At 43.3% G+C, this 22,429-nt stretch carries 14 protein-coding genes; 5 read left to right on the top strand and 9 right to left on the bottom strand.

What is annotated here, in order from left to right:
• Window positions 1-36: 36 nt before the first annotated feature.
• From hflD to A4G13_RS09975, 4 genes are all read left to right on the top strand, one after another.
• Window positions 37-651 carry a high frequency lysogenization protein HflD gene (hflD, locus tag A4G13_RS09990; RefSeq protein WP_090654101.1) on the top strand — a complete coding sequence of 205 codons (615 nt, stop codon included), beginning with the start codon at window positions 37-39 and terminating at the stop codon, window positions 649-651.
• 20 nt (window positions 652-671) lie between these two features.
• A complete protein-coding gene (gene purB / locus A4G13_RS09985; protein ID WP_090654103.1) occupies window positions 672-2,039 on the top strand; it encodes an adenylosuccinate lyase in 1,368 nt (455 codons plus the stop codon).
• Between the two features lie 266 nt (window positions 2,040-2,305).
• The gene (locus A4G13_RS09980; protein ID WP_090654105.1) at window positions 2,306-2,926 is read left to right on the top strand and encodes a hypothetical protein; all 621 of its coding nucleotides are present in this window, start codon (window positions 2,306-2,308) and stop codon (window positions 2,924-2,926) included.
• A 75-nt stretch (window positions 2,927-3,001) separates the two neighbouring features.
• Window positions 3,002-3,565 (top strand): flavin reductase family protein, encoded by a 564-nt coding sequence (locus A4G13_RS09975; RefSeq protein ID WP_090654107.1) that lies wholly within the window; start codon window positions 3,002-3,004, stop codon window positions 3,563-3,565.
• Between the two features lie 214 nt (window positions 3,566-3,779).
• Here the strand turns inward: A4G13_RS09975 and A4G13_RS09970 are convergent, their stop codons facing one another.
• The 4 genes from A4G13_RS09970 to A4G13_RS09955 all read right to left on the bottom strand — a co-directional run bounded on the left by A4G13_RS09970 (window position 3,780) and on the right by A4G13_RS09955 (window position 11,081).
• Window positions 3,780-6,020: a nitric-oxide reductase large subunit gene (locus tag A4G13_RS09970; protein WP_090654109.1), complete on the bottom strand. Its 2,241-nt coding sequence runs from the start codon at window positions 6,018-6,020 to the stop codon at window positions 3,780-3,782.
• A 216-nt stretch (window positions 6,021-6,236) separates the two neighbouring features.
• A complete protein-coding gene (hcr, locus tag A4G13_RS09965; protein ID WP_090654111.1) occupies window positions 6,237-7,256 on the bottom strand; it encodes an NADH oxidoreductase in 1,020 nt (339 codons plus the stop codon).
• 93 nt (window positions 7,257-7,349) lie between these two features.
• A complete protein-coding gene (gene hcp, locus A4G13_RS09960; RefSeq protein WP_090654113.1) occupies window positions 7,350-9,011 on the bottom strand; it encodes a hydroxylamine reductase in 1,662 nt (553 codons plus the stop codon).
• Window positions 9,012-9,296: 285 nt separating this feature from the next.
• Window positions 9,297-11,081 (bottom strand): ABC transporter ATP-binding protein/permease, encoded by a 1,785-nt coding sequence (locus A4G13_RS09955; protein ID WP_090654115.1) that lies wholly within the window; start codon window positions 11,079-11,081, stop codon window positions 9,297-9,299.
• Between the two features lie 178 nt (window positions 11,082-11,259).
• On the opposite strand from A4G13_RS09955, the gene A4G13_RS09950 reads away from it, so the two are divergent.
• Complete coding sequence (locus A4G13_RS09950) at window positions 11,260-12,915, top strand: putative transporter (RefSeq protein WP_090654117.1); 1,656 nt, start codon at window positions 11,260-11,262, stop codon at window positions 12,913-12,915.
• A gap of 120 nt (window positions 12,916-13,035) precedes the next feature.
• On the opposite strand, the gene ppx is transcribed toward A4G13_RS09950, so the two are convergent.
• The 5 genes from ppx to rbsK all read right to left on the bottom strand — a co-directional run bounded on the left by ppx (window position 13,036) and on the right by rbsK (window position 22,417).
• Entirely contained in the window at window positions 13,036-14,592 is a 1,557-nt protein-coding gene (gene ppx / locus A4G13_RS09945) for an exopolyphosphatase (RefSeq protein WP_011199469.1), read from the bottom strand.
• 14 nt (window positions 14,593-14,606) lie between these two features.
• On the bottom strand, window positions 14,607-18,512 hold the full coding sequence (gene tamB / locus A4G13_RS09940) for an autotransporter assembly complex protein TamB (RefSeq protein WP_090654119.1): 3,906 nt from the start codon (window positions 18,510-18,512) through the stop codon (window positions 14,607-14,609).
• A gap of 25 nt (window positions 18,513-18,537) precedes the next feature.
• Window positions 18,538-20,253 (bottom strand): autotransporter assembly complex protein TamA, encoded by a 1,716-nt coding sequence (tamA, locus tag A4G13_RS09935; protein WP_090654121.1) that lies wholly within the window; start codon window positions 20,251-20,253, stop codon window positions 18,538-18,540.
• A gap of 187 nt (window positions 20,254-20,440) precedes the next feature.
• A complete protein-coding gene (locus A4G13_RS09930) occupies window positions 20,441-21,445 on the bottom strand; it encodes a substrate-binding domain-containing protein (RefSeq protein ID WP_090654123.1) in 1,005 nt (334 codons plus the stop codon).
• Between the two features lie 51 nt (window positions 21,446-21,496).
• Window positions 21,497-22,417, bottom strand: a complete 921-nt coding sequence (gene rbsK, locus A4G13_RS09925; RefSeq protein WP_090654125.1) for a ribokinase — start codon at window positions 22,415-22,417, stop codon at window positions 21,497-21,499.
• Window positions 22,418-22,429: the final 12 nt, after the last annotated feature.

The raw sequence follows: 22,429 nt of genomic DNA, 5'->3' as shown, positions 1-22,429 counted from the left end.
ATTAGCAACCCGATTTCAGCTTTATTTTACTCGAACATGGCGACCAATTATTACGACATCACCTTAGCTCTTGCCGGCGTTTGCCAATCGGCAAAATTAGTGCAGCAGTTTGCATTAGAAGGAAAAGCCGACGAAGAAGCGTTCAATACTTCGCTCTACACCTTATTACAAACGACGCCGAAAGATATTTTATCCGTATATGGCGGTCATGAACGTAATTTAAAACTGGGTTTGGAAACATTATTGGAGCAGTTGAACGGCAGCACCGAAGATATCACCCGCTATTGGCTGAGCCTATTGGCGCTTTCGGGCAAATTGGAAAAAAACGCTCAGGCGAAAAGCGAATTAGCCCGCCGAATTCGATATTTACCGACACAATTAGAACATTACGACCTTTTGGACGAACAAATGCTGGCGAATCTTGCCAGTATATATGTGGATATCATCAGCCCGCTGGGCAACAAAATTCAAGTCAAAGGTTCTATTGAGGTGTTACAGCAAACTTCGATGCATCACCGTATCCGCGCCTGTTTGCTGGCTGGCATTCGATCCGCTTTATTATGGCGGCAAGTGGGCGGTTCGAAATGGCAACTACTTTTCTCGCGCCGTAAAATTTTTAATATGGCAAAACAAATTTATTCTTCCCTTTAATCGACAAACGGAGCAATTTTATGCAACTTTCCGCATTAACCGCACTTTCCCCTATCGACGGTCGCTATCAAGACAAAACTACTGCGCTGCGTGGTATTTTCAGCGAATTCGGTTTATTAAAATTCCGAGTAACCGTGGAGGTTCGTTGGTTACAAAAATTGGCGGCAACCGCACAAATTAATGAAGTTTCTTCTTTATCTCAAGAAGCAAACGATTACCTTAATCAAATCGTCACGAATTTTTCCATTGAAGATGCTGAACGCATTAAAGAAATCGAACGCACTACCAATCATGACGTAAAAGCCGTTGAATATTTTTTAAAAGAGAAATCCGCGGCATTGCCTGAATTAGCCGCCGTAAGCGAATTTATTCACTTTGCCTGTACTTCCGAAGATATTAATAACCTTTCTCACGCATTAATGCTGAAAACTGCCCGTGAAGAAGTGATTCTGCCGGAATGGCAAAAATTAATCGACGAAATTACCCGTTTAGCGAACGAATATAAAGAAATCCCATTATTATCACGCACTCACGGCCAACCGGCATCTCCTTCAACCGTCGGTAAAGAAATGGCGAACGTCGCCTACCGCTTGCGCCGCCAGTATAAACAATTGGAACAAATTGAAGTATTAGGCAAAATCAACGGTGCGGTAGGTAACTACAATGCCCATTTAAGCGCTTACCCGGAAATAAATTGGCATCAATTCAGTGAAGAATTTGTCACTTCATTAGGGGTAAACTGGAACCCGTACACCACACAAATCGAACCTCATGATTATATCGCCGAGTTCTTTGATTGTGTGGCGCGTTTTAATACCGTTATTATTGATTTTGACCGTGACTTATGGGGTTACATCGCTTTAAATCACTTCAAACAACGTACTATCGCCGGTGAAATCGGTTCTTCGACCATGCCTCACAAAGTAAACCCTATCGACTTTGAAAACTCGGAAGGCAACTTAGGTTTAGCTAATGCGGTGATGAGCCATTTGGCGCAAAAACTACCCGTTTCCCGCTGGCAACGCGACTTAACGGACTCGACCGTATTACGTAATCTTGGAGTCGGTTTGGGTTATTGTTTGATTGCCTATGCGGCCACACGTAAAGGTATCAGTAAACTGGAAGTAAATGAGCAACACTTACGTGACGAGCTCAACCAAAACTGGGAAGTATTGGCGGAACCAATCCAAACCGTTATGCGCCGTTACGGTATTGAAAAACCTTATGAAAAATTAAAAGAGCTTACCCGCGGAAAACGTGTCGATGAACAGGCAATGCATGATTTTATCGAAAAACTTGATATTCCGGCGGAAGAAAAAGCCCGTTTGCAACAACTAACTCCGGCAACCTATATCGGTGCGGCGGTGCAATTAGTTGAAAAACTATAAAAGTTAAAAGTGCGGTCAAAATAATAAAAATTTTGTTTATTTTGACTGTATTAACGACAAAAAAATAAAATTCAAATAGGGATATCCAATAAAAGATATCCCTATTTTCGGTTATTTTCCCAAAACATCAGAAATATTGTGTAAAAAGCGATATAATGTTCCTACTAGATTCCAATTTTATTAAAGTCTGTTTATCTTGTTTATTTTCATCTCGGCAATAACGCCGATTCAATTTTTACTCGAAACTCTAAGGAATTTATATCATTATGTCTCACTTAATCGTTAAAGAGCAAAAAACGATTATACGCAATGCGTTTTTTACTTTTCTTTATTTTACTCTGGCTATCGGTTTAGCCATTGGTATTCTTTATACCGACATTTTCTATTTGCAAAATATGATCGAAGAAGAATCGCTGGTTGAATATACGCAAAGCCTTAGCCTAACCATATTAACGTTGATGTTCTCCCGTCATGCTTATCGTTCGCCGCAATGGCGCGGTGGTTTTGTACTGATTACGGGCTTTTTTCTGTGTATGCTGATTCGTGAATCCGATGCAATTTTCGATAATCTTATCCGCCATGGCAGTTGGGCGTATTTTGCCATCACTACCGCTTTGGTTTGCATTATTTACGCCTTCACGCACCGCCAATCCACTATTGACGGATTAGCCCAATTTGCCAAACAAAAAGAATTTCACAGTTTTATTATCGGCTTGTTGACCGTTCTACTGGCATCCCGCCTAATCGGCTACGGCGGATTATGGAGATTTATTCTATATAATGATTATCCCCACGTCGTTAAGAATATTATCGAAGAAACGACGGAATTATTCGGCTATTTAATTATGCTGTTTTCCTGCCTGTCGTTAACAAGACACTTTAAATAATAACCATGAAAAATGCCAAGCCCTTATGCTTGGTATTTTATTAGCCTGATAAACCGAATATATAAAGGAGAAAATATGGCCATTGTTTCTGTTCCCGTAGAAAAATCTTACCGATTATTAAATATCGGTGCCACAACGCTGGTTTCCGCTAAAGCCGAAGACATTGAAAATGTTATGTCCGTGGCTTGGTCCTGCGCATTGGATTACGGACCGCTTTCAAAAGTCACCACCGTTTTAGATAAGCAAGCATTCACTCGAGGATTAGTGGAAAAAAGCGGCTTATTTGCCATTCAAATCCCGGTGGCAAATCAAGCGGAACTGGTCATCAAGCTTGGTACGACCTCACGTCATAATAATCCCCATAAAATCGACGATGTGGAAATTTTCTATCCGGATGGCTTTGACGTACCCCTGGTAAAAGGCTGTGCCGGCTGGATTATTTGCCAATTAATCCGTGATGAAAACAACCAACAAAATCACGATCTCTTTATCGGTAAAGTGCTTGCCGCTTATGCCGATGATCGCGTGTTCAAAGATGCCCATTGGATTTTTGAGCAAGCGCCAAACGAACTGCGCACCTTACATTATGTAGCGGGCGGGCAGTTTTATCTGATTGGCGAAAGTCTGGAAGTAAAATAAGACGATTATCTAAAAAATGCTTGCCTTACGGAATAACGCAAGTTGAAAACGCAATTAGCAATTAAAAGAAGCGGCAAAATATAAGAAATGTTGCATGAATAAATAAACAAAAAGTGCGGTCAAAAATCCAAAAATTTTTACCGCACTTTTATCATTTATCGCGTTGGCATTTATTCCGATTAAATTTATATTCTTAACGCTTCAACTTGTTATCTCATGTTCTGCGACTAAATGTTAATCGCGTCACTTCGTAAGCAAATAACACCGCCCCAAAGATTAAAATTAAATCGCCGACAGTTCGCAACCAACGCAGAGTTTGTAAAAAATCCTGCTGCAGGAAACCTTCGCTGCGGGCATACCATAAGCCTTCGCTAATACTGGCGGAAACCTGGTATAACCCGATTGGCAGTAAGCTGATGGCAATCATCAGCACTAATCCGATATTCATTGACCAAAATCCCGTTTTCATCAGTTTTTCATTAAATTGGAAATCGGGTTTTAAATAACGCGCCACTAGCAATACGAAACCTAATGTCAGGAATCCGTATACGCCGAATAATGCGGCGTGTGCGTGAACCGCAGTGGTATTCAGTCCCTGCAAATAGAATAACGAAATCGGCGGATTAATTAAGAATCCGAATACGCCCGCGCCTAACATATTCCAGAATGCTACCGCCACGAAACACATTAACGGCCAGCGTAATTTCTGCATCCATGAGGTTCTGTGCTGGTATGACCAATGTTCGTAAGCTTCGCTTCCTAACAATACCAACGGCACGACTTCCAATGCCGAGAATACGGCTCCGGCCGCTAGCGCCGGCGTAGTGGTGCCTGAAAAATAGAAATGGTGAGCGGTTCCCGGTATGCCGCCAACCAGAAATAAGCTCCCTGCCATTAATGAGGCAACCGTCGCACTGTGATAGCTGACTAATCCCAAGTTATAGAAAATGAATGCCAATGCGCAGGTTGCAAATACTTCGAAGAAGCCTTCAACCCACAAATGTACCACCCACCAACGCCAATATTCCATAACGGTGATACTGGAATGTTCGCCGTAGAACAAACCGGGTCCGTAGAATAAGCCGACTCCGATAATGGAGGCGATAAAGATGGCAAGCAGGTTCTTATCGCCGCCTTGCTTAAAGGAATGGCTCGTACAGCGTAACATTAACCATAGCCAAAGCAGGAAACCCACAAATAACAATAATTGCCAGAAACGTCCCAAATCTAAATATTCATAACCTTGATGGCCAAACCAGAAATTAAATTCCGCAGGAATTTGATGGCTCAATGCAAAGAAATTACCGCTGTAGGATCCGACCACTACGATCAATAAAGCTAAGAACAGAAAATTTACACCGAATTTTTGATATTTAGGATCTTTTCCACCGTTAATAATCGGCGCCAGGAACAAACCTGCGGTCAAAAAGCCGGTGGCAATCCAGAATAATGCGGACTGAATGTGCCAGGTCCGGATCAAGGAATAAGGAAACAGCTGCGAAATATCCACACCGTAGAATTTTTGTCCTTCCACCGTATAATGCGCCAGTACGCCGCCCAATCCCACTTGCACGACAAATAGCGCCAAGGTAAGGAAAACGTATTTTCCCAATGCTTTTTGCGACGGTGTTAAATTGAGTTTTGACAAGGGATCCGCAGCCGGTGCCTGCGGTGCCGTTTCATTATGATCACGTAAGAAAGAATAGGCCCAAATTAAGAAACCGATTCCCGCAATTAAACATATGATGGAAATCAGCGACCACATAATGTTTTCTGTGGTTGGCACATTTTGAATTAAGGGTTCGTGCGGCCAGTTATTGGTATAAGTGGCTTCCGCATCGGGACGATTGGTTGACGCCACCCATGCCGTCCAGAAGAAAAAGTCCGATAATTTTTGACGGGCTTCAGGATCCGGCAACGTATTATTTTTCATGGCAAATGATTCGCGGCTGGAAATCATTGATGGGTCGTCGCCGTACAATTTAATGTAGTAATCGGCGGTTTGACGGATAGCCTGTAAACGGGTTTCGGATAACACCACATTACCGTCTTTATTCACCCTGCTTTGATGGCGGTATTCATCGCGCAATACGGCTTGTAACGCCGCCTGGGTAGCTGGGTCCAATTCCGTATAACTTTTATTAAATGTCGCTTGCGCTCTGATATCCAACCATGCGGTCAATTCACGGTGAAGCCAATCTGCCGTCCAGTCCGGCGCTTGATATGCACCGTGCCCCAGCAGTGACCCCACTTCCATACCGCCGGTTGTCTGCCAGGCGGTTTGACCGGCAAGAATATCGTCTTTTGTCATCACCGTTTCACCGGTTTGCGACACATAAGCTTGAGGCACAGGCGGCGCTTGACGGTAAACTTCCACGCCGATGTAACCTAATATGGTAAATGTTACCGTAAGGACGACAACTAATGCCGCCCATAGTTTTTTATATTTTCCCATTGGATTGCTCCTTGTAACAGAATTACTAAAAAGTCCCTCGCATCTAGGAGCGATTAAAATAACCTAGTATTTTAATCGACTAAATACCTGAGTGATTATATCAGACATTAAAAATGTAAAAACACTCAAAAATAAGTAAATAAAAAAGTGCGGTCAAAAATCCGAAAAATTTTACCGCACTTTTAGGATCCGTTTATTATGCTAAAAAAGCAAAAATCAGATTTCTACCGTCATATCCGCTTTCACCCGACAACTGCAGGCCAGTACGTAACCCTGGGCGATTTCTTCTTGCGTTAAGTCGCCGTTGGATACGACCTCATATTCGCCGCCGGTAACTTTGGTTTTGCACAATCCGCATAAACCGGTACGGCAGCCCGAAACCACCGGTTGTTCCTGCGCTTCCAACGCGGCAAGCAATGTCATGCCCACCGGTACTTCCGTTTTCATCGGTTTGGCACCGCTGACGTTTAACGTGGTTTTCTTGTCCGAGCTGATATCGCCGGCAAGCGCGGTGTTGAAGAACGCTTCGGTGAAGAATCGTTGTTCCGAACCGCCAAGTTCTAAAACCATGGTTTTCAACGCATCCATATAAGCTTGCGGACCGCAGGTCATGACAGTGTAATCGGCGAGATTCGGTACCGCTTTGGTCAGAATTTCTTTGCTGATCCGACCGCTTTCAAACCCTGCGGTGGCATTCACCGAGGCGTTGAAAACCAAATTTAAACGCGGATTGTCGGCTTTTAATTGCGCCCATTCGGATTTAAAAATTACGTCTTGCGGCGAATGAACGCTGTGAATGACGCTGACATTGGCTTGCGGACGATTTTTCAACAACCAGCGGGTCATGGACATAATCGGCGTTATGCCGCTGCCCGCACCCACTAATAGGTAATTATCCGCAATCACTTTTTGGCAGGAAAAATCTCCCATCGGGTTTGAAAACCATACTTGGTCGCCCACTTTCACTTCGTTATTTAACCAGCCGGAGCCCACACCGCCGTCGATTTCACGCACGGTGATCGACACGAAACGGCTCTCGCCCGGCGTGGAAGAGAGTGAATAGGCGCGGGTGATATGAGGCGTGTTTCGGATACTGACCAAGGCGTATTGCCCCGCTTCATAAGGATAGAAATCCTGTGCGATAAAGTTAATGGTTTTAACCTTTGGCGCTTCCTGTACGATTGAGTAAACTTGTAATTCATTAATGCATAACGGATTTTTATTTGTTTTAGCCATCTGTTTTATTCCTTTCCGGTTGGGGCGTATCACATACGCCCGATATGACATTCATCTATTATTCAGGACGCATGCGATACGCCCTACAAATGGTTATAGATTTTTATTGATAATGTGGCCGAAATCCTGTTCGGGGGTGGTTAAACCGCTTAAACCGAATTTCTCGTGTAATAACGCCATCACATTGTCGTTCAGGAACGCCGGTTTACTCGGACCGGAATACACATTTTTCACACCCAAGGCTAATAGCGTTAATAACACGATAATGGCTTTTTGTTCAAACCAGGAAAGCACGATGGATAACGGCAATTCGTTTAAGCCGATACCTAATTTTTGTGAAAGCGTCACCGCTAACATGATGGCGGAATAAGTATCGTTACATTGCCCCGCATCCAGTAACCGCGGCAGACCGCCGTCGATGGTGCCGAAATCCAGCTTATTGAAACGGTATTTACCGCAACCCAGGGTTAATACGGCGGTATCTTTCGGTAATGCGTAAGCTAAATCGGTGTAATAATGACGTTCTTCTTTATCGCCGTCACAACCGCCGATAACGAATACATGACTTAATTTGCCCGCTTTGACCAAATCAATGACCGCATCGGAGGCGTCGATTAAGGTTTTGCGGCCGAAACCTACGGTGATTAAATGTTCTAATTCCGTATACGGGAAACCGTCGCATTGCAATGCTTTTTCAATCACCGGTGAGAAATCATGATCTTCAAGATGGGTTACACCCGGCCAGCCCACAATATTACGGGTGAAAATGCGATCTGCGTAATCGCCTACATTCGGGTCGATTAAACAATTTGACGTCATCACAATGGCACCCGGGAAACGGGCGAATTCTTTTTGCTGATTTTGCCAGCCCGAGCCGAAGTTGCCCACCAAGTGTTTATATTTCTTCAATTCCGGATAACCGTGAGCGGGCAGCATTTCACCGTGGGTGTACACATTGATGCCTTTGCCTTGCGTTTGCTCCAATAATTCTTTTAAATCTTTCAAATCATGGCCGGAAATTAAGATACATTTGCCTTTTACCGGTCGAACGTTAACCATAGCAGGCACCGGGTTACCGAAATGTTCGGTTTCCCCCGCATCCAGCATGGCCATCACTTTAAAGTTCATACTGCCGATAGCCAGCGCTTTTTCCAGTAATTCGTTCAGATCGCCGGGTTGCGTACCTAGCCAGGACATGAAACCGTGATATTCCGCATAAATATCGTTATCGAATTTATCCAGCACATAGGCGTGTTCCATATAAGCCGCGGCGCCTTTTAAACCATATAAACAAAGCAAACGTACGCCGTGAGCTTCTTCGCCGATTTGTTGACGATCCGTATCCAATGCGAATTGTTTTGCCTGCTGCGCCAATTGCTCAACGGAAATGCCGTTTAATTCGATATTCGCCAACGGGTGATCGATATTCGGATTGGGTTCGACTTCACTGACCGCTTTAATTAATTGGTTACGATAAATTAACGCTTGTTGCGCATAGCCGGCGATACGCGCGGAATCGAAGTTTACATTGGTTAGGGTGGCGAAGAATGCGCGCGGCGCAAAGGCGTCCGCTTCATGAATAATGATATTGTGCTCACGGGCTTTTAACGCCCACGCGGATAAGCTGTGTAATGTGGCGATAAGTAAATCCTGTAAGTCCGAAGTTTCGGCGGTTTTACCGCACATTCCCTGAGAGAAGCTGCAGCCGTTGCCTTTCGGCGTCACCATGGTTTGTTCGCATTGAACGCAGTACATAAAATCACTCCTAAATTAAGAAAATCAATTTCCGACTATTTTAGTCAACTTTAACTAAGGCAAATTCTAATATGTTTAATAACCGACAAAAAGAGTAAGTTTTCACTATTTGATATTTTCTTGATCCAATCGAAATACGCTACCTCTTAACAGGTAGAAGGTGACTTTTATTAATGAGAATTAAAAGTTGCGGGTATTTACCAAAAAATAAAAAACAAAAAGTGCGGTCAAAAAAACCGCACTTTTTGTCATTTTGGCTTAAAAGACATTTTTAATAAAGAAAATTTAGCTGAGGGCCCAGCTTTGATCCTGCGGATTAATCACTAAATGTTGAGTATGATGAATCTGCAAGGTAGAACGGTGACCGACACTGATAATTGTGGTATCCGGCAATTCCGTTTTTAATAAACGATACATTGATTCTTCTAAACCTTCATCCATACTTGCGGTTGCTTCATCTAAAAAAGCCACCAAAGGACGACAAATCAATACGCGGGCAAAAGAAAGCCGTTGCTGTTCGCCTAATGAAAGTACGCGGGTCCAATCGTTTTCCTGCTCCAGACGATCCGTTAAATGCCCCAATTGTACTTTGCGCATTATTTCCGCCGCTTGAGCCAAATCCAGGTTTTCCGGCGCAACTTCCGGATAAAATAAAGCGTCAATTAAGCGACCCTGCGGTAAATAAGGTTTTTGCGACAAAAATAACGCATGATGTTGCGGGCAACGTACAATCCCTTCGGAATATGACCATAGGCCCGCAATAGTACGCAATAGCGTAGTTTTTCCCGCACCGGAAGGGCCTTTGATTAATAACGACGCGCCTTGCGGCAAATTCAGGGATAAATCTTTAATTAAGGCTTCACCGGTCGGTTTTTTCACCGTTAATTTATCAAAAACAACCGCACTTTCACTGTCTTCAATAGAAATGTGTGAAGCGCTGTTCGCCTGATTAACGGCAGAATAAAAACCGGTTAAACGATCCAACACCGCACGATAGCCGGTAAAACTGTCATAGGAATTACGGAAGAAGGAAAGCGCTGTCTGCACCCTCCCGAAAGATTGCGCCGTTTGAATCAAATCGCCCAACTGAATTTGTTTGCTGAAATAACGACTCGCCTGAATAATAAAAGGAAAAATAACAGACACTTGAGATACCGCAAGGTTAAAGCCGGATAATTTCAAGGTCATATGTACCATTTTCCATACGTTACCAATTACCTGGTTAAACTGCTTAAACAGCACGTTTTTTTCCATTTTCTCACCACGGAAAAAAGCGATGCTTTCCGCGTATTCTTTTAAGCGGATTAAGGAATAACGATAGTTCGCGTTTAAACGCTCATTGGTAAAATTCAAATTGATTAACGGTCGACCGATTCGGAATGCAAAAATACTGGTAATTAAAACATAAATAAAAACCAGATAGACCATAGCATGGGGAATAGTAATACCGGCGACGGTCATCGGACCTGCCAATCCCCATAAAATAACGGTAAAGGCAACAATTGACACCACGGAAGAAATTACGCCCGTTGCAAATTCGATAGAATTGGAAACAAAAGAAAGCACATCTTGCTGAATACGTTGATCCGGGTTATCCAGTTTATTGTAAACGTACTGCGCTTTATAATAGGCTTGATTTTCCGTCCATCTGTTCACCATTTCATTATTCAGCCAAGTGCGCCATTGAATGGTAAAACGCTGAGTCAAATAATAAGTTAGCAAAACATTTGCGATGTGAATCGTCGCTAACACGGAAAAAACAACCATTTGAATCCAGAACATTTTTTCATTGGATTCCTGTAAGGCGTTATACATTGCCTTATACCATTCGGAAAATAAAATATCCAAACGTACCGAAAGCAAATTAAAAAATACGATAATTACAAAATATCCGATAGGTTTTTTACTTCGTTTAGGCGAAATATAGCCTGCTGCCAACATCCAGAACTGGCGGCCCCAACGGGTCGTTTTGACTAAAACGTAAACAGTCAATGAAAAAAGAACGGCCGTAATACCGATTGCTTTAAAAATCCAAAGTAACGATGTCAGCAGCTCCTGAGAATAATTCATTCCACTTCCTATAGATAAGTTAAAATTTAAGCGGATATTCTTGAGCAAATTGTTACATTTAGCAAGGAAAAATGTGATGAATGTTTCATTTTTTAAATTTGTTTGAGCATTATCAAATCCACAAATTTCTCATTTGCTATAATTGCCCCCAGTAAATATTAACTCAAGGTAGGTAGTCATGTCTGACATAGCAATAACGATCAGCATTCTTTCTCTTGCTGCTGTTCTTGGCCTATGGATTGGCCAGTGGAAAATTAAGGGAGTGGGTCTTGGTATTGGGGGCGTATTATTCGGGGGGATTATCGTTTCGCATTTCAGCGAACAAAACGGTCTTCAACTTGATGCTCATACGCTGCATTTTGTGCAAGAATTCGGTTTAATTTTATTCGTTTATACGATAGGTATCCAAGTAGGGCCGGGTTTTTTCGCTTCATTGCGGAAATCCGGGTTAAGACTCAATGCGTTAGCAACGCTAATTGTAGCTTTAGGTTCATTAATTGTTGTAATTATCAACAAAGCCTTTGATGTGCCGTTAGATATTATTTTAGGTATCTATTCGGGCGGGGTCACCAATACGCCGTCTTTAGGTGCAGGTCAGCAAATTCTTACCGAGCTAGGTATGCAAAATATCACCCAAAGCATGGGTATGGCCTATGCGGTTGCTTATCCTTTCGGTATTTGCGGTATTCTGGCAAGTATGTGGTTAGTCCGTCTTATATTCAGAGTCAAAGTGGATGACGAAGCGAAAAAATTTACCCAGGAAAGCGGTCAACAAACGGAATCTTTACAGAAAATCAATATCCGGGTGGCAAATCCGAATTTAGACGGATTATGTTTGCGCGATATTCCCGGCTTTGATGAAAGAGGCGTGGTTTGTACCCGCTTAAAACGGGAAGAAAACATCAGCGTGCCGAAAGCCGATACGACAATATTCCTCAACGATGTTCTTCATCTTGTAGGCGATTCGCATTCATTGCAAAGAATGTGCTTAATTGTCGGTGAAAAAATCGAACTTGAGCCGTCCAAACTGGTTGGCAATATCCGTTCCGAACGGGTTGTGGTAACCAATGAAAAAGTATTGGGTAAACGCATTCGTACTTTGGGTATTCATCAGCGTTACGGCATTATGATTTCCCGCTTAAACCGTGCCGGGGTTGAACTTGTGCCGACTGCGGACAGCATTTTACAGTTCGGGGACGTTCTTCACATGGTTGGTAACGTCGAAACCATGGATGCCGCCATTTCTATTATCGGTAATGCCAAACAGAAATTGCAACAGGTGCAAATGCTACCGGTTTTTATCGGGATTGGTTTAGGGGTTTTGTTAGGTTCATTACCGATTCATATTCCCGGTTTCCCCGTTGCACTCAAATTAGGTCTTGCGGGCGGTCCGTTAGTGGTGGCATTAATTCTTTCCCGTATCGGTTCAATCGGCAAACTTTATTGGTTTATGCCGCCAAGCGCCAACTTAGCGTTACGTGAGATCGGTATTGTGTTATTCCTTACGGTTGTAGGCTTAAAATCCGGCGGTAATTTCGTCAATACCTTAACTCAAGGTGATGGGGTAACCTGGATGGGATACGGCGTGCTGATTACATTTGTTCCGTTAATGGCTGTGGGCATTATCGCCCGGATCTATGCGAAGATGAATTATCTCAGTATCTGCGGTTTACTCGCAGGTTCCATGACCGATCCGCCGGCATTAGCCTTTGCCAATGCGATTAAAGAAGAAAACGGTGCAGCCGCTTTATCTTACGCCACCGTGTATCCGCTGGTGATGTTCCTGCGAATAATTTCTCCTCAGTTGTTAGCAATCCTGTTGTGGGTTGCATAACTTAAGTTTATAACGCACATTGAGAAATGTGCGTTTTTTCTTGAATATTTCCTAATAAAAATTCATAAAAAAGCACCGCACTTTGCGAGATAAAGTGCGGTGCTTTTTAGCAGAATTTTATTAGGCAAATTTAAAATTGATACCAATATCTTTCAACTGTAACTGTTCCGCCGCTAAATCATTTTCTACCAACGGATTGTCGCGCAGATAGTTCGGCTCGAAAGTTAATGTCCATAATGAAGAAATGCGGTCGGTTTTTAAAGAAATCTCTTCCGTACTTTCCGTTGCCTGACGGGATTTATTCAAGGCGATAGCAAGGCGTAACAAACGAATAAGCGATAATACATCCTGTATTTCATAGCGCCCGGCGCTGATATCTTCAAGGCGGAAATTATTGATATGGTAGCGCACCAAAGTAGCAAGTAGCCGTTGCTGCTCTTTATCAAAGCCCGGCAATTCGATATTCTGCAAAATATAGGCGGAATGTTTTTGAAGATTTTTATGGTTAATCACAATTCCCACTTCGTGTAACAGTGCCGCCCAAAGCAAAATTTCCTGCAATTCTTCCGCCTGTTCGGGCGATTGCCAGCCGGTAAATTGTTGAGCTAACAGCACCGCAGTTTGGGTAACGCGATGAGCCTGTTCTCTGTCGATATTAAATTGCTCCGCCAAACCTTCGGCGGTACGCTCACGTATGTTGGTTACCTGAAAATTTGTTTCCAAACTATACATCACGCCTTCGCGTAACGCGCCGTCGGAATAGCGCATTTGCTGAATATCAAAAGCATCAAATACCGCGCTTAAAATCGCTAATCCCGGCACAAATACGTCGGCACGTTCTTCTATTAAACCCGATAACTTTAAGTTATCAAAATGTGTCGCCTTTAAAGTCCGTTCAATAAGATGATCTAAACGGCCGGCGGTAATAATGCCGTCATTGTCTATGTTTGCCATAATCACCTGATGAACGGTTTTAATAGTACCTGATGAGCCTAATACGTGTTTCCAACCAAGTTGCCGGTATTGTTCGCTGAGATCCCGAACTCTCTCTAACGCCGTTTGCCGTGCCCGATTAAAATTCTGTTCTGATATTTCACCATTAACAAAAAACTGTTTAGCAAAACTGACACACCCCATATTACGGCTATTAACCAGCAAAGGGGTAAACCCCTCGCCGATAATCATTTCCGTAGAACCGCCGCCGATATCGATAACCAATTTACGGGCTTGTTCCGGCTGAGTATGAGATACGCCGGCATAGATCATTTCCGCTTCCGCTTCACCGCTGATAATACGAATCGGATAAGGAAAAACCGCTTGAGCCTGACGTAAAAATTCCTGATTATTGACCGCACTTCTTAAAGTATAGGTACCTACTACATTGACGTTTTCCGCTTTAAAACCCTGCAACCGCTCCGCAAATAACGCAAGGCAATCAACACCGCGACTAATCGCCGCCTGGTCCAATACGCCGTTTTCATCAAGCCCGGCGGCAAGCCGGACTTTACGTTTTAAACGAGATAACACTTGGATAGAACCGTTCACAATCCGAGCGACTATCATGTGAAAGCTGTTAGAGCCAAGATCAATTGCCGCGATCTCCCGAACTTCGCGCATTTCATGTTTCGCCACATTATTAAGTGCGGTTGCTTTTGCACGTAAATTTTCGTTATTCATAAAAATCTCTGAAATTAAAATTCGAAACGATACAACAAGTCAACGGCTTGGTTTACCCCCGTGACCGATTGCAGATAAAGACGCGGTAATAATCTGTAACGTAAGGTAAATTCGGCTAAGCCGTTGAATAAACCCACGCCGTATTTTACTTGTAATCTTGGCGTTAAATTACCGCTCACAACCACCTTGGAACTGTCACCGATACCGGAGGTTCCTAAGTTCAAATCCTGAATACCAAAAGTTTCGCCGATGGAACCCACCGCTTTTCCGCTCTTGGCTAAGCCCATGCCAAGCAAAGCCGCTCCCACAGAACCGCCGGATCCCGCTTCACCGCTGTTTTCAAGCGAACGCCCCGTTAATAAATAAGACAACGCCTGATCTTGAGGCATAGCAGGCTCGGAGAAAACGTCCACACTCGGCGAGTCGGCTAATCCCGTTACTTTGACACCGGCAATAACTTTGGCATCTTCCATAGCTTCAGGGTTTCGAATCGCCTCAATATTCAACATTGGATGAGAAGGCAGCCCGTTAAATGAAATTTGCCCTTTACGAATCAATAAATCCTGCCCGAACGAAGCGTAACGCCCTCTTCTTAAATTTATCATGCCGTATAACCCAAGCTGACCTTTTTCCTGCTTGACCAGTAAACGACCGTTTAAATTGGTTTTCAAACCATAGGCTTCTAAATTCACATCATTACCGATATTGATTTTTAAATCGGAACGAATCGCCATACCGTCCGTTTCCGTCGCCAGTTTCACAATTCTGGTACGCGGCGGCTCGTCCAGAATGACTTCATCACTACTCACGGAAACCGCACTATCAGGCAAGCTCTCAATGGCGATTCGCCCCCACGGAATATCTACATTCCCCGTTAATTCAAGCAATGTCGGCGAAGCTTTCATCTCTACGTTCGGGCTGACTTTCAATTTCGCCATAGACGGAATATCTAACTTAAATTCATTGGCTTTTGCCCGTACCGCCGTATGCCAATGATTGACATCCTGCCAGTCGGCATTGCCGTCAATATTTAGACGGCTATCCGGCGTTTGGATATACCCCTGCAAAGAAGAACGGGTTCCGTAAAAACGCAATGCCAGATTCCCGTCGGTAATATCAAACGGCATATTTTGTACAACCGCATTCATATTTTTAATATCCAAAGAACCGTTGATAAGCGGTTTATTCAAATCCCCCGCAAAAGTCAATGCGGCTCCGACATCTCCGGAAATACGTTCTTTATTCGATAAAATCTGATTAATTAAATCCAGATTCACTCCGCTCATCTTCAGGGAACCGCTTAATTTTCCGACCTGATCGATATCCAGTAATTTAATATCCGCGGCAACATTACCTTGATTTTGTAAATGAATTGCGGATGTAACCGCCAAATTATTATTCTCTAAATTAGCATTCACATTTAGTTTAGCCATATCAAGTTTAAAGTTTTTGCCGTCGACTTTTTGGCTAAAATAAATGGCGTTGCTGGTGACTGATGCATCAAGTTTTACCGGTTTATCCGCAAACCAGGCAAATTTCCCTTTACCGGTTAAAATACCCGCCAACATATTTTCCTGTTCGGTCAGCTTATTGACCAAATTAAGATCCAGCTTCTTCATTTCAAAAGGAATTTCACCGTTTTGACCGACAGTAAAACTCTGCGGGAAACAAAGTTCTACATCCGGATTATGCCAACAATGAGCGGAAATAGTTGCCTTTGCCGACTTATGTTCATAATTCACCGCAAACTGATTATTTGTTACATCGCCGATCGGCGTTTCAATGTCCGTTTGGCTAATCGTGCCTTTCCATTGCTGCAAAGCGCGGTCGAAACCGCCCGATAAATTAAGCTGCGCCGCAATAGGATCACCTTCCGAACGCAATTGTAATTCATGGGCTTTTTCATTGCCTTTAGCGGTCAGTTTTACAGAATGAATGTTAATATCACCGTAATTAAATCCGCTTACATCAAGGGCTAAATTGCCCTCGATTTGAGGAACGGAATTTATTTTCCCCTGCACATTGAATTTTGCCAGATAAAAATCCTGAAACTGAATCTGATCGCCTTTCAAATCAATATCTAAATTAGGTTCTGCCATATCGCCGGTTAACACGGCTTTACCCACTAATGAGGCGGAAAAATCAGGCAATAATCCTTTAAGATTAGGTGCGTTAATATCTAAATTAAAATCCGATTTATCGCTTAACAGGCCTTTGGCGATAAGTTTATTCTCGCCATAAGTCATTAACAGATTCGGAATATCCAGTAAGGCTTCCTGCCCCAGATTAATTCCTCCTTTTAGCACAAGCGGACGTTGGCTAACCGAACCGGTTAAATCCAAAGTAGGAACGGACACTCGCCAGGTTTTGCTGTTTGCCAGCCCCGAGGTAGATACTTTACCGGTTAATACCGCCGGGAAATCTTTCACATAGGCGCCAATATTGATTTTATTAAGATCCAGCTCCGCATTCCATTTAGCGCCGTCCTGCCAATCCACGTCACCCTGTAAATCGATCCGCCCTTCTAATCCGTGCAGCTTGAGTTGTTTGACTTCCGCCTGATAGAGTTTGCCCGAACCTAATAAATCCACCTTGGTTTTAGGCGCCCCCATACCTTCCACCTGCCCGCTGATTTCCGCTTGATAATCTAACAAATTACCCGTAATTTTCGCATTAATATCCTGTAATTTAAGCGGTTTAAGGTTTGCCACCGCAAAATCGTATTGTGCTTTTTTGCTGGTTAACTGTAAATCTAACGGCATTTTCTCTTTACCGAGTTCCACTGTTCCTTTAAGTGTTGCATCAACATCACCTTGGGTAGTCAGCAAAAGTGCGGTCTGATTTTTCAAATTTCCGGAAAGCTCAAGATCAAGCCGCTTCATCGGCAACACGCTTGTTTTTTCCTGATGAATATCACCATGCAAAACCAGATTTAACGGAAAATCTTCATTTAACCGAATCTGCCCTTGAGCCTGTAAATCCGCTAAATTGCTGACGATATCGAAAGTTTTTAATTCGACATCGTAATTCGTAGCGTCCGCCTGCAATTGAAAACGAGACACAATCACCTGTTGCTGAGATTGTTCATCCACAAAACTTTCATATTGCCAGTTTTGCCCTTGAATATCTTCTACGTGAATATCAAAAGGAAGAGTAATTTGATTTAAATTACCAAGCAACGCAGGCGTTAAGATTTCATCAATCTTCGCCCAATCCACAGGTTGAGCTTGCTTGGCTTCGTCCTCCGCTTTTTTCTCCGCTTCCGCTTGCTGTTCTGCGGAGGTTTTGCTTACGAAACTAAAATCATTAATTATGGTGGGTAAAAGCGTCAACCCTCTTCTATTATTTAAAGTCGCCGCCATTTTAAAAACACCCAGATTCAGGTAATTATTATCAATTGACAACGCCAACTCGCTTACAGCCACATTTTTCACCGTAAGACCGAAAGGCAAATAAATACGAGACATCTCGCCGGAATCCGTCTTCCGCTCCGGTTCGGAGGGCGGTAAAAGCGCCGTGTTAATGTGAATATCGGTTTTTTGCAGACTGATATCTTCAACGCAAATTTCTCTTCTCCACAAACAGCTAAAATCCAGTTGAAATCTGGCTTTTTCCACCAAAGTATCAATACCCGACGACTGATAACGAATATTATGCAACTCTAGTCCGTCTTGTAAGTTACCGCTTATTTGTTCAAAAGAAAGGCTATCCGTCATTTTATCGGTGAGTTTCAGCAATCCCTGCTGACCGGATTCAAAAGAAAGCGCACCCAACAACCCGATAAGCGGAACCAAAACGACTATGCAGAAAATACAAAAAATTCTGCGACACCATTTTTGTGTTTTTTCGCTATTTTTAACCGCACTTTGAGGCGTCGCCTCTCGAGTGCTGTTTTTTGCTTTTTCTATCTTATCTGTCATGGAATAATCCGTATAAATTTACCGCTTATAATTCTGTGCCTAATCCGATGTAAAATTGTATATTTTTACTATCGTCTTTATCGCGGATTGGGGTCGCAATATCAAATTTAATAGCGCCGACCGGCGATGCCCAACGAATGCCCATCCCCGCACCGTAACGTAATTCGCTTGTGCTGTAAGAATTCGCCGCAAGCCCTGCATCGGCAAAGGTGGCAAGCCACCAATTCGGAACGAATTGATATTGGTATTCCACCGTACCCGTAGCCAAACGTGAAGCGCCGATTAATTTACCTTTACTGTTTCTCGGCGATATTTTTTTATAACCATAACCGCGTACGCTGCGATCACCGCCGGCGAAAAACCGTAAAGCGGGAGGAATTCGTTCTAATTCATTGGTATGCAAATAGCCGATTTCACCCCGGGTTAAAAAACGATGATTAGGCGCAAAAGTTTTAATCCAGCCCGCATTAGCACGTACTCTGAAAAAATCCACATCCGACAGCCAAAGTTTTCTGCCTAAATCCACCGTGGCACTGACGGTATCCGCCCGAATAGGAAATAAGCCGCCGGAAATGCGCGAACGACTTACTGATGTAGTAGGATATAATAAAAAAGTTTTATGTTCTTGATCCGCTTGGGTAAATTCGTCATACCGAATCTTTGTTCCCAAAGAATATTGCCACCCGGTTGCGTTATTCCAATAGCGTAACGCGGCAAAGGTCGCAGCCAGAGATTTGGTATCGGTTTTTGTATCGTCTTCGTTTTCGATCCCGGTAGAAAATTCATAATAATAACGCATCGGGTTCTTTAATAACGGCATTTTATATGTAATTTCAAAGGTTTGTTTCGGTGAAGAAACATAAAGATCCGAATGCAAACTATGCCCTCGGTTATTAATCCATGGTCGAGTCCAGCCGATTTGCGCACGGGCTCCTACGTCGGAAGAATAACCCAACCCCACTTCCATGGCATTTTTCTTTTTCGGATACATTAACAGGTGAAGATCAATGGTTTTACTGTCTTCGTGTAATTCAGGACGAACCAATACCGACTGGAACCAACCGCTGGAAGAAAAATTATTGGTCATGTTCGACACATCATTAATTAAATATTCGTCACCGGATTTAATTTCCAGCATATTGCGCAAATAATCTTCTCTGATTTGCGAATGTTCAAAACTGATTTCACCGTAGCGGTAGCGGCTTCCGCTGTTAAAATCCATACGCCACCAGGCTTGGCGGGTTGAAGGCATTACTTGAAGTTGATGTACGGGAAAATCCGCATCAAAATAACCTCTTTGGACGGCGAGTTTTTGTAATTCGGTTTTATAGTCCTCATAGGTTTCATGGTCTAACACCGTACCTTTAGCGGGAACCTTTTTCTCTAACCGTTTGAAATATTCGTCATGAAGTGCATCGCCGGTAATGACGATATCCGTATCTTCAATTAAGGTGGGCTTACCGATATCCACGCGGGCGATAAGAAGATCCGGAGCATTTGAGCGGGGTTGTTGATTAAACGCGACGGTACTACCGTAATAGCCGTAAACCCGGAGAGCTTTATCAATATTTTCTTTGACTTTATTCTGATAACGTTCGGAACCGTCGGCATCTTCTTTATCCAGCGTAGCCAAATAAAGCTGTACGTTTTCTCTGAGTTTCTCATTTGCTATGCCCTCCACTTTAAGTTCGACAGCGGATTCGGCAATAGCCGGAGAACTTATAAGCAGCGCTAAAAACATTACTGCTTTCAGTAACCAAACTGATACAAAGTGAGTTATCTTGTCACTAAAAATTTTCACACTTTCCCCCGAAATAATAACCGCTTTAGTTTACCTGTTAATGGAAAGTCTGCGCAATGTAAAACCTATGATCTTTAGACAAATTTTAGTTTTTTTACATAATTTTTTTAACAAGATAGGTGGAATATTAACTTTCCTTTCGGGTGGCAACAGACTCTCGCTCCACTAAAACGGGATCCAGCACAAAAGTGCGGTAAGTTTTTTGCGGATTTTTAATACGCTCCAGTAACGTCTGTACGGCTAATTTGCCCAGCTCGGTTTTCGGTTGATGAATGGTTGAAAGAGGCGGCGCAATATATTGGGAAAGAATGGTATCGTCATAACCAATCACGGAAAGGTGTCGGGGAATAATCAGATTGTGCCGCCATGCCGCCTGATAAATGCCTAAGGCAATGGCATCGCAACAGGCGAAAATTGCGCTTGGCGGGCAATCGGTTTTTAATAACCGTTCCAATGCGTCAAAGCCCGTTTGAAAATCAAATTTCCCTTCAAAAATCAATGTCTCATCAATGGGTAAATTGGCTTCCGTTAACGCCTTTTTGTAGCCGATTAAGCGGTTTTGAGCGATAGGTTTACGCAAATCGCCATTAACAATGGCAATCCGTTTATGCTGGTGATGAATCAAGTGCTTTGTTGCAAGATAAGCGCCGAGTTCCGAATTTTCAAAGATTTTATCCGCAGTTAATTCGCTCGGCCACCAGTCCATAATCACCGCGGGGATGGATAAATTGATCGGCATATTATCTTGGGTATGGGTTTCCGAACACATTAACAATAACCCGTCCACCTGTTTGTTTATCAACATCTGCAAATTATGCTGCAAATGTTGCGGACTTCCCTCTGTGTTAGACAAGATCAAATTATAGTTCTGTTGACAGCAATAACGTTCTACTGCATGAACCACTTCCGCAAAAAACGGATTATCGCTTGCCGTAACCAGCATACCGATGGTTTTGGTTTCTTTCGTTTTGAAGCTTCGAGCAAGCCCGGAAGGCTGATAATTTAGCTCCTTTACCACAGCCATGACTTTTTCGCGGATTTTTTCACTTACAAAACGATCATTGTTAATAACATGAGAAACCGTTGAAGTGGAAACATTGGCAAGGCGGGCAATGTCTTTCATGGTAGCCATTAGCTATTACTCCTAATCTCACCTTTTTTGAACTTGCTTAAAAACGCCCTTTTAATGTTGTTCATTAAGAAAGGCTAATGTTTCTTCTCTACTTGGAATTGAAGGTTGCGCCCCTTTGCGGGTAACGCTGATAGCCGCCGCACCGTGAGCAAAACGGATAGCTTCCTCCATGGATTTATCCTCCAGCAATGCGGTAATCAATGCACCGTTAAAGGTATCGCCCGCCGCCGTGGTATCAACGGCTTTTACCCGAAACCCCGGAATAATCCGTTGAACGCCCCGGCTGCTGAAAAATACGCCTTTTGATCCCAGCGTAATCAGCACCGTTTCAATACCTTTGTGATGAAAAACCTGCGCTGCTTCCGCCGCACTTTGTTCATCCGTTACTTGCACGCCGGTGAGAATCTCCGCTTCGGTTTCATTCGGCGTAATCATATCGATATGGGCAAGTAAATGATCAGACAAAGGCTGCGCCGGTGCGGGATTGAGTACAACTTTTGTCCCGTTCTGTTTAGCAAAAACAGCCGCTTTTTCTACCGCACTTATAGGCGTTTCCAACTGCATAAGCAGGCAGTCCGCATGTGCAATACTCTCTTGATGTTGAGCTAACAGTTCTTCGGTTAAATGCGCATTCGCTCCCGCCGAAATCACAATGCTATTCTCCCCGCTTTCCGCTACTTGAATCATTGCGATCCCGGTAGTTTGATGAGGAATAGTGGAAATCGTATGGGTATGGATACCGTCCCGTTCAAAAGCGGCTTTCATGGCTTTACCGATATCGTCATCACCTATACAGGCGATAAAATCCACATCAGCCCCCAATCGTGCGGCGGCAACCGCTTGATTTGCCCCTTTCCCGCCATAAGCAATATGATAATTCGAACCGGTCAGGGTTTCACCGGGTTTCACAAAGTGCGGTACGGAAATCACATGATCTGCATTAATACTACCGAGAACAGTTAGCTTTTTCATAATTTAAACACC

This window comes from Basfia succiniciproducens (genome assembly GCF_011455875.1).
GTDB classification, from domain to species: Bacteria; Pseudomonadota; Gammaproteobacteria; order Enterobacterales; family Pasteurellaceae; genus Basfia; species Basfia succiniciproducens.
The sequence above is the reverse complement of the archived record's forward strand: the minus strand, read 5'-3'. Positions and strand labels throughout refer to the sequence as shown.

What these genes read in the sequence shown, in the direction of transcription:
- A4G13_RS09980 (WP_090654105.1), top strand. Translation starts at nt 2,306, where the DNA reads ATGTCTCACTTAATCGTTAAAGAGCAAAAAACGATTATACGCAATGCG.
- rbsK (WP_090654125.1), bottom strand. Translation starts at nt 22,417, where the DNA reads ATGAAAAAGCTAACTGTTCTCGGTAGTATTAATGCAGATCATGTGATT.
- A4G13_RS09950 (WP_090654117.1), top strand. Translation starts at nt 11,260, where the DNA reads ATGTCTGACATAGCAATAACGATCAGCATTCTTTCTCTTGCTGCTGTT.
- hcp (WP_090654113.1), bottom strand. Translation starts at nt 9,011, where the DNA reads ATGTACTGCGTTCAATGCGAACAAACCATGGTGACGCCGAAAGGCAAC.
- A4G13_RS09970 (WP_090654109.1), bottom strand. Translation starts at nt 6,020, where the DNA reads ATGGGAAAATATAAAAAACTATGGGCGGCATTAGTTGTCGTCCTTACG.
- tamA (WP_090654121.1), bottom strand. Translation starts at nt 20,253, where the DNA reads ATGTTTTTAGCGCTGCTTATAAGTTCTCCGGCTATTGCCGAATCCGCT.
- A4G13_RS09975 (WP_090654107.1), top strand. Translation starts at nt 3,002, where the DNA reads ATGGCCATTGTTTCTGTTCCCGTAGAAAAATCTTACCGATTATTAAAT.
- purB (WP_090654103.1), top strand. Translation starts at nt 672, where the DNA reads ATGCAACTTTCCGCATTAACCGCACTTTCCCCTATCGACGGTCGCTAT.
- ppx (WP_011199469.1), bottom strand. Translation starts at nt 14,592, where the DNA reads ATGAATAACGAAAATTTACGTGCAAAAGCAACCGCACTTAATAATGTG.
- A4G13_RS09930 (WP_090654123.1), bottom strand. Translation starts at nt 21,445, where the DNA reads ATGGCTACCATGAAAGACATTGCCCGCCTTGCCAATGTTTCCACTTCA.
- hflD (WP_090654101.1), top strand. Translation starts at nt 37, where the DNA reads ATGGCGACCAATTATTACGACATCACCTTAGCTCTTGCCGGCGTTTGC.
- hcr (WP_090654111.1), bottom strand. Translation starts at nt 7,256, where the DNA reads ATGGCTAAAACAAATAAAAATCCGTTATGCATTAATGAATTACAAGTT.
- tamB (WP_090654119.1), bottom strand. Translation starts at nt 18,512, where the DNA reads ATGACAGATAAGATAGAAAAAGCAAAAAACAGCACTCGAGAGGCGACG.
- A4G13_RS09955 (WP_090654115.1), bottom strand. Translation starts at nt 11,081, where the DNA reads ATGAATTATTCTCAGGAGCTGCTGACATCGTTACTTTGGATTTTTAAA.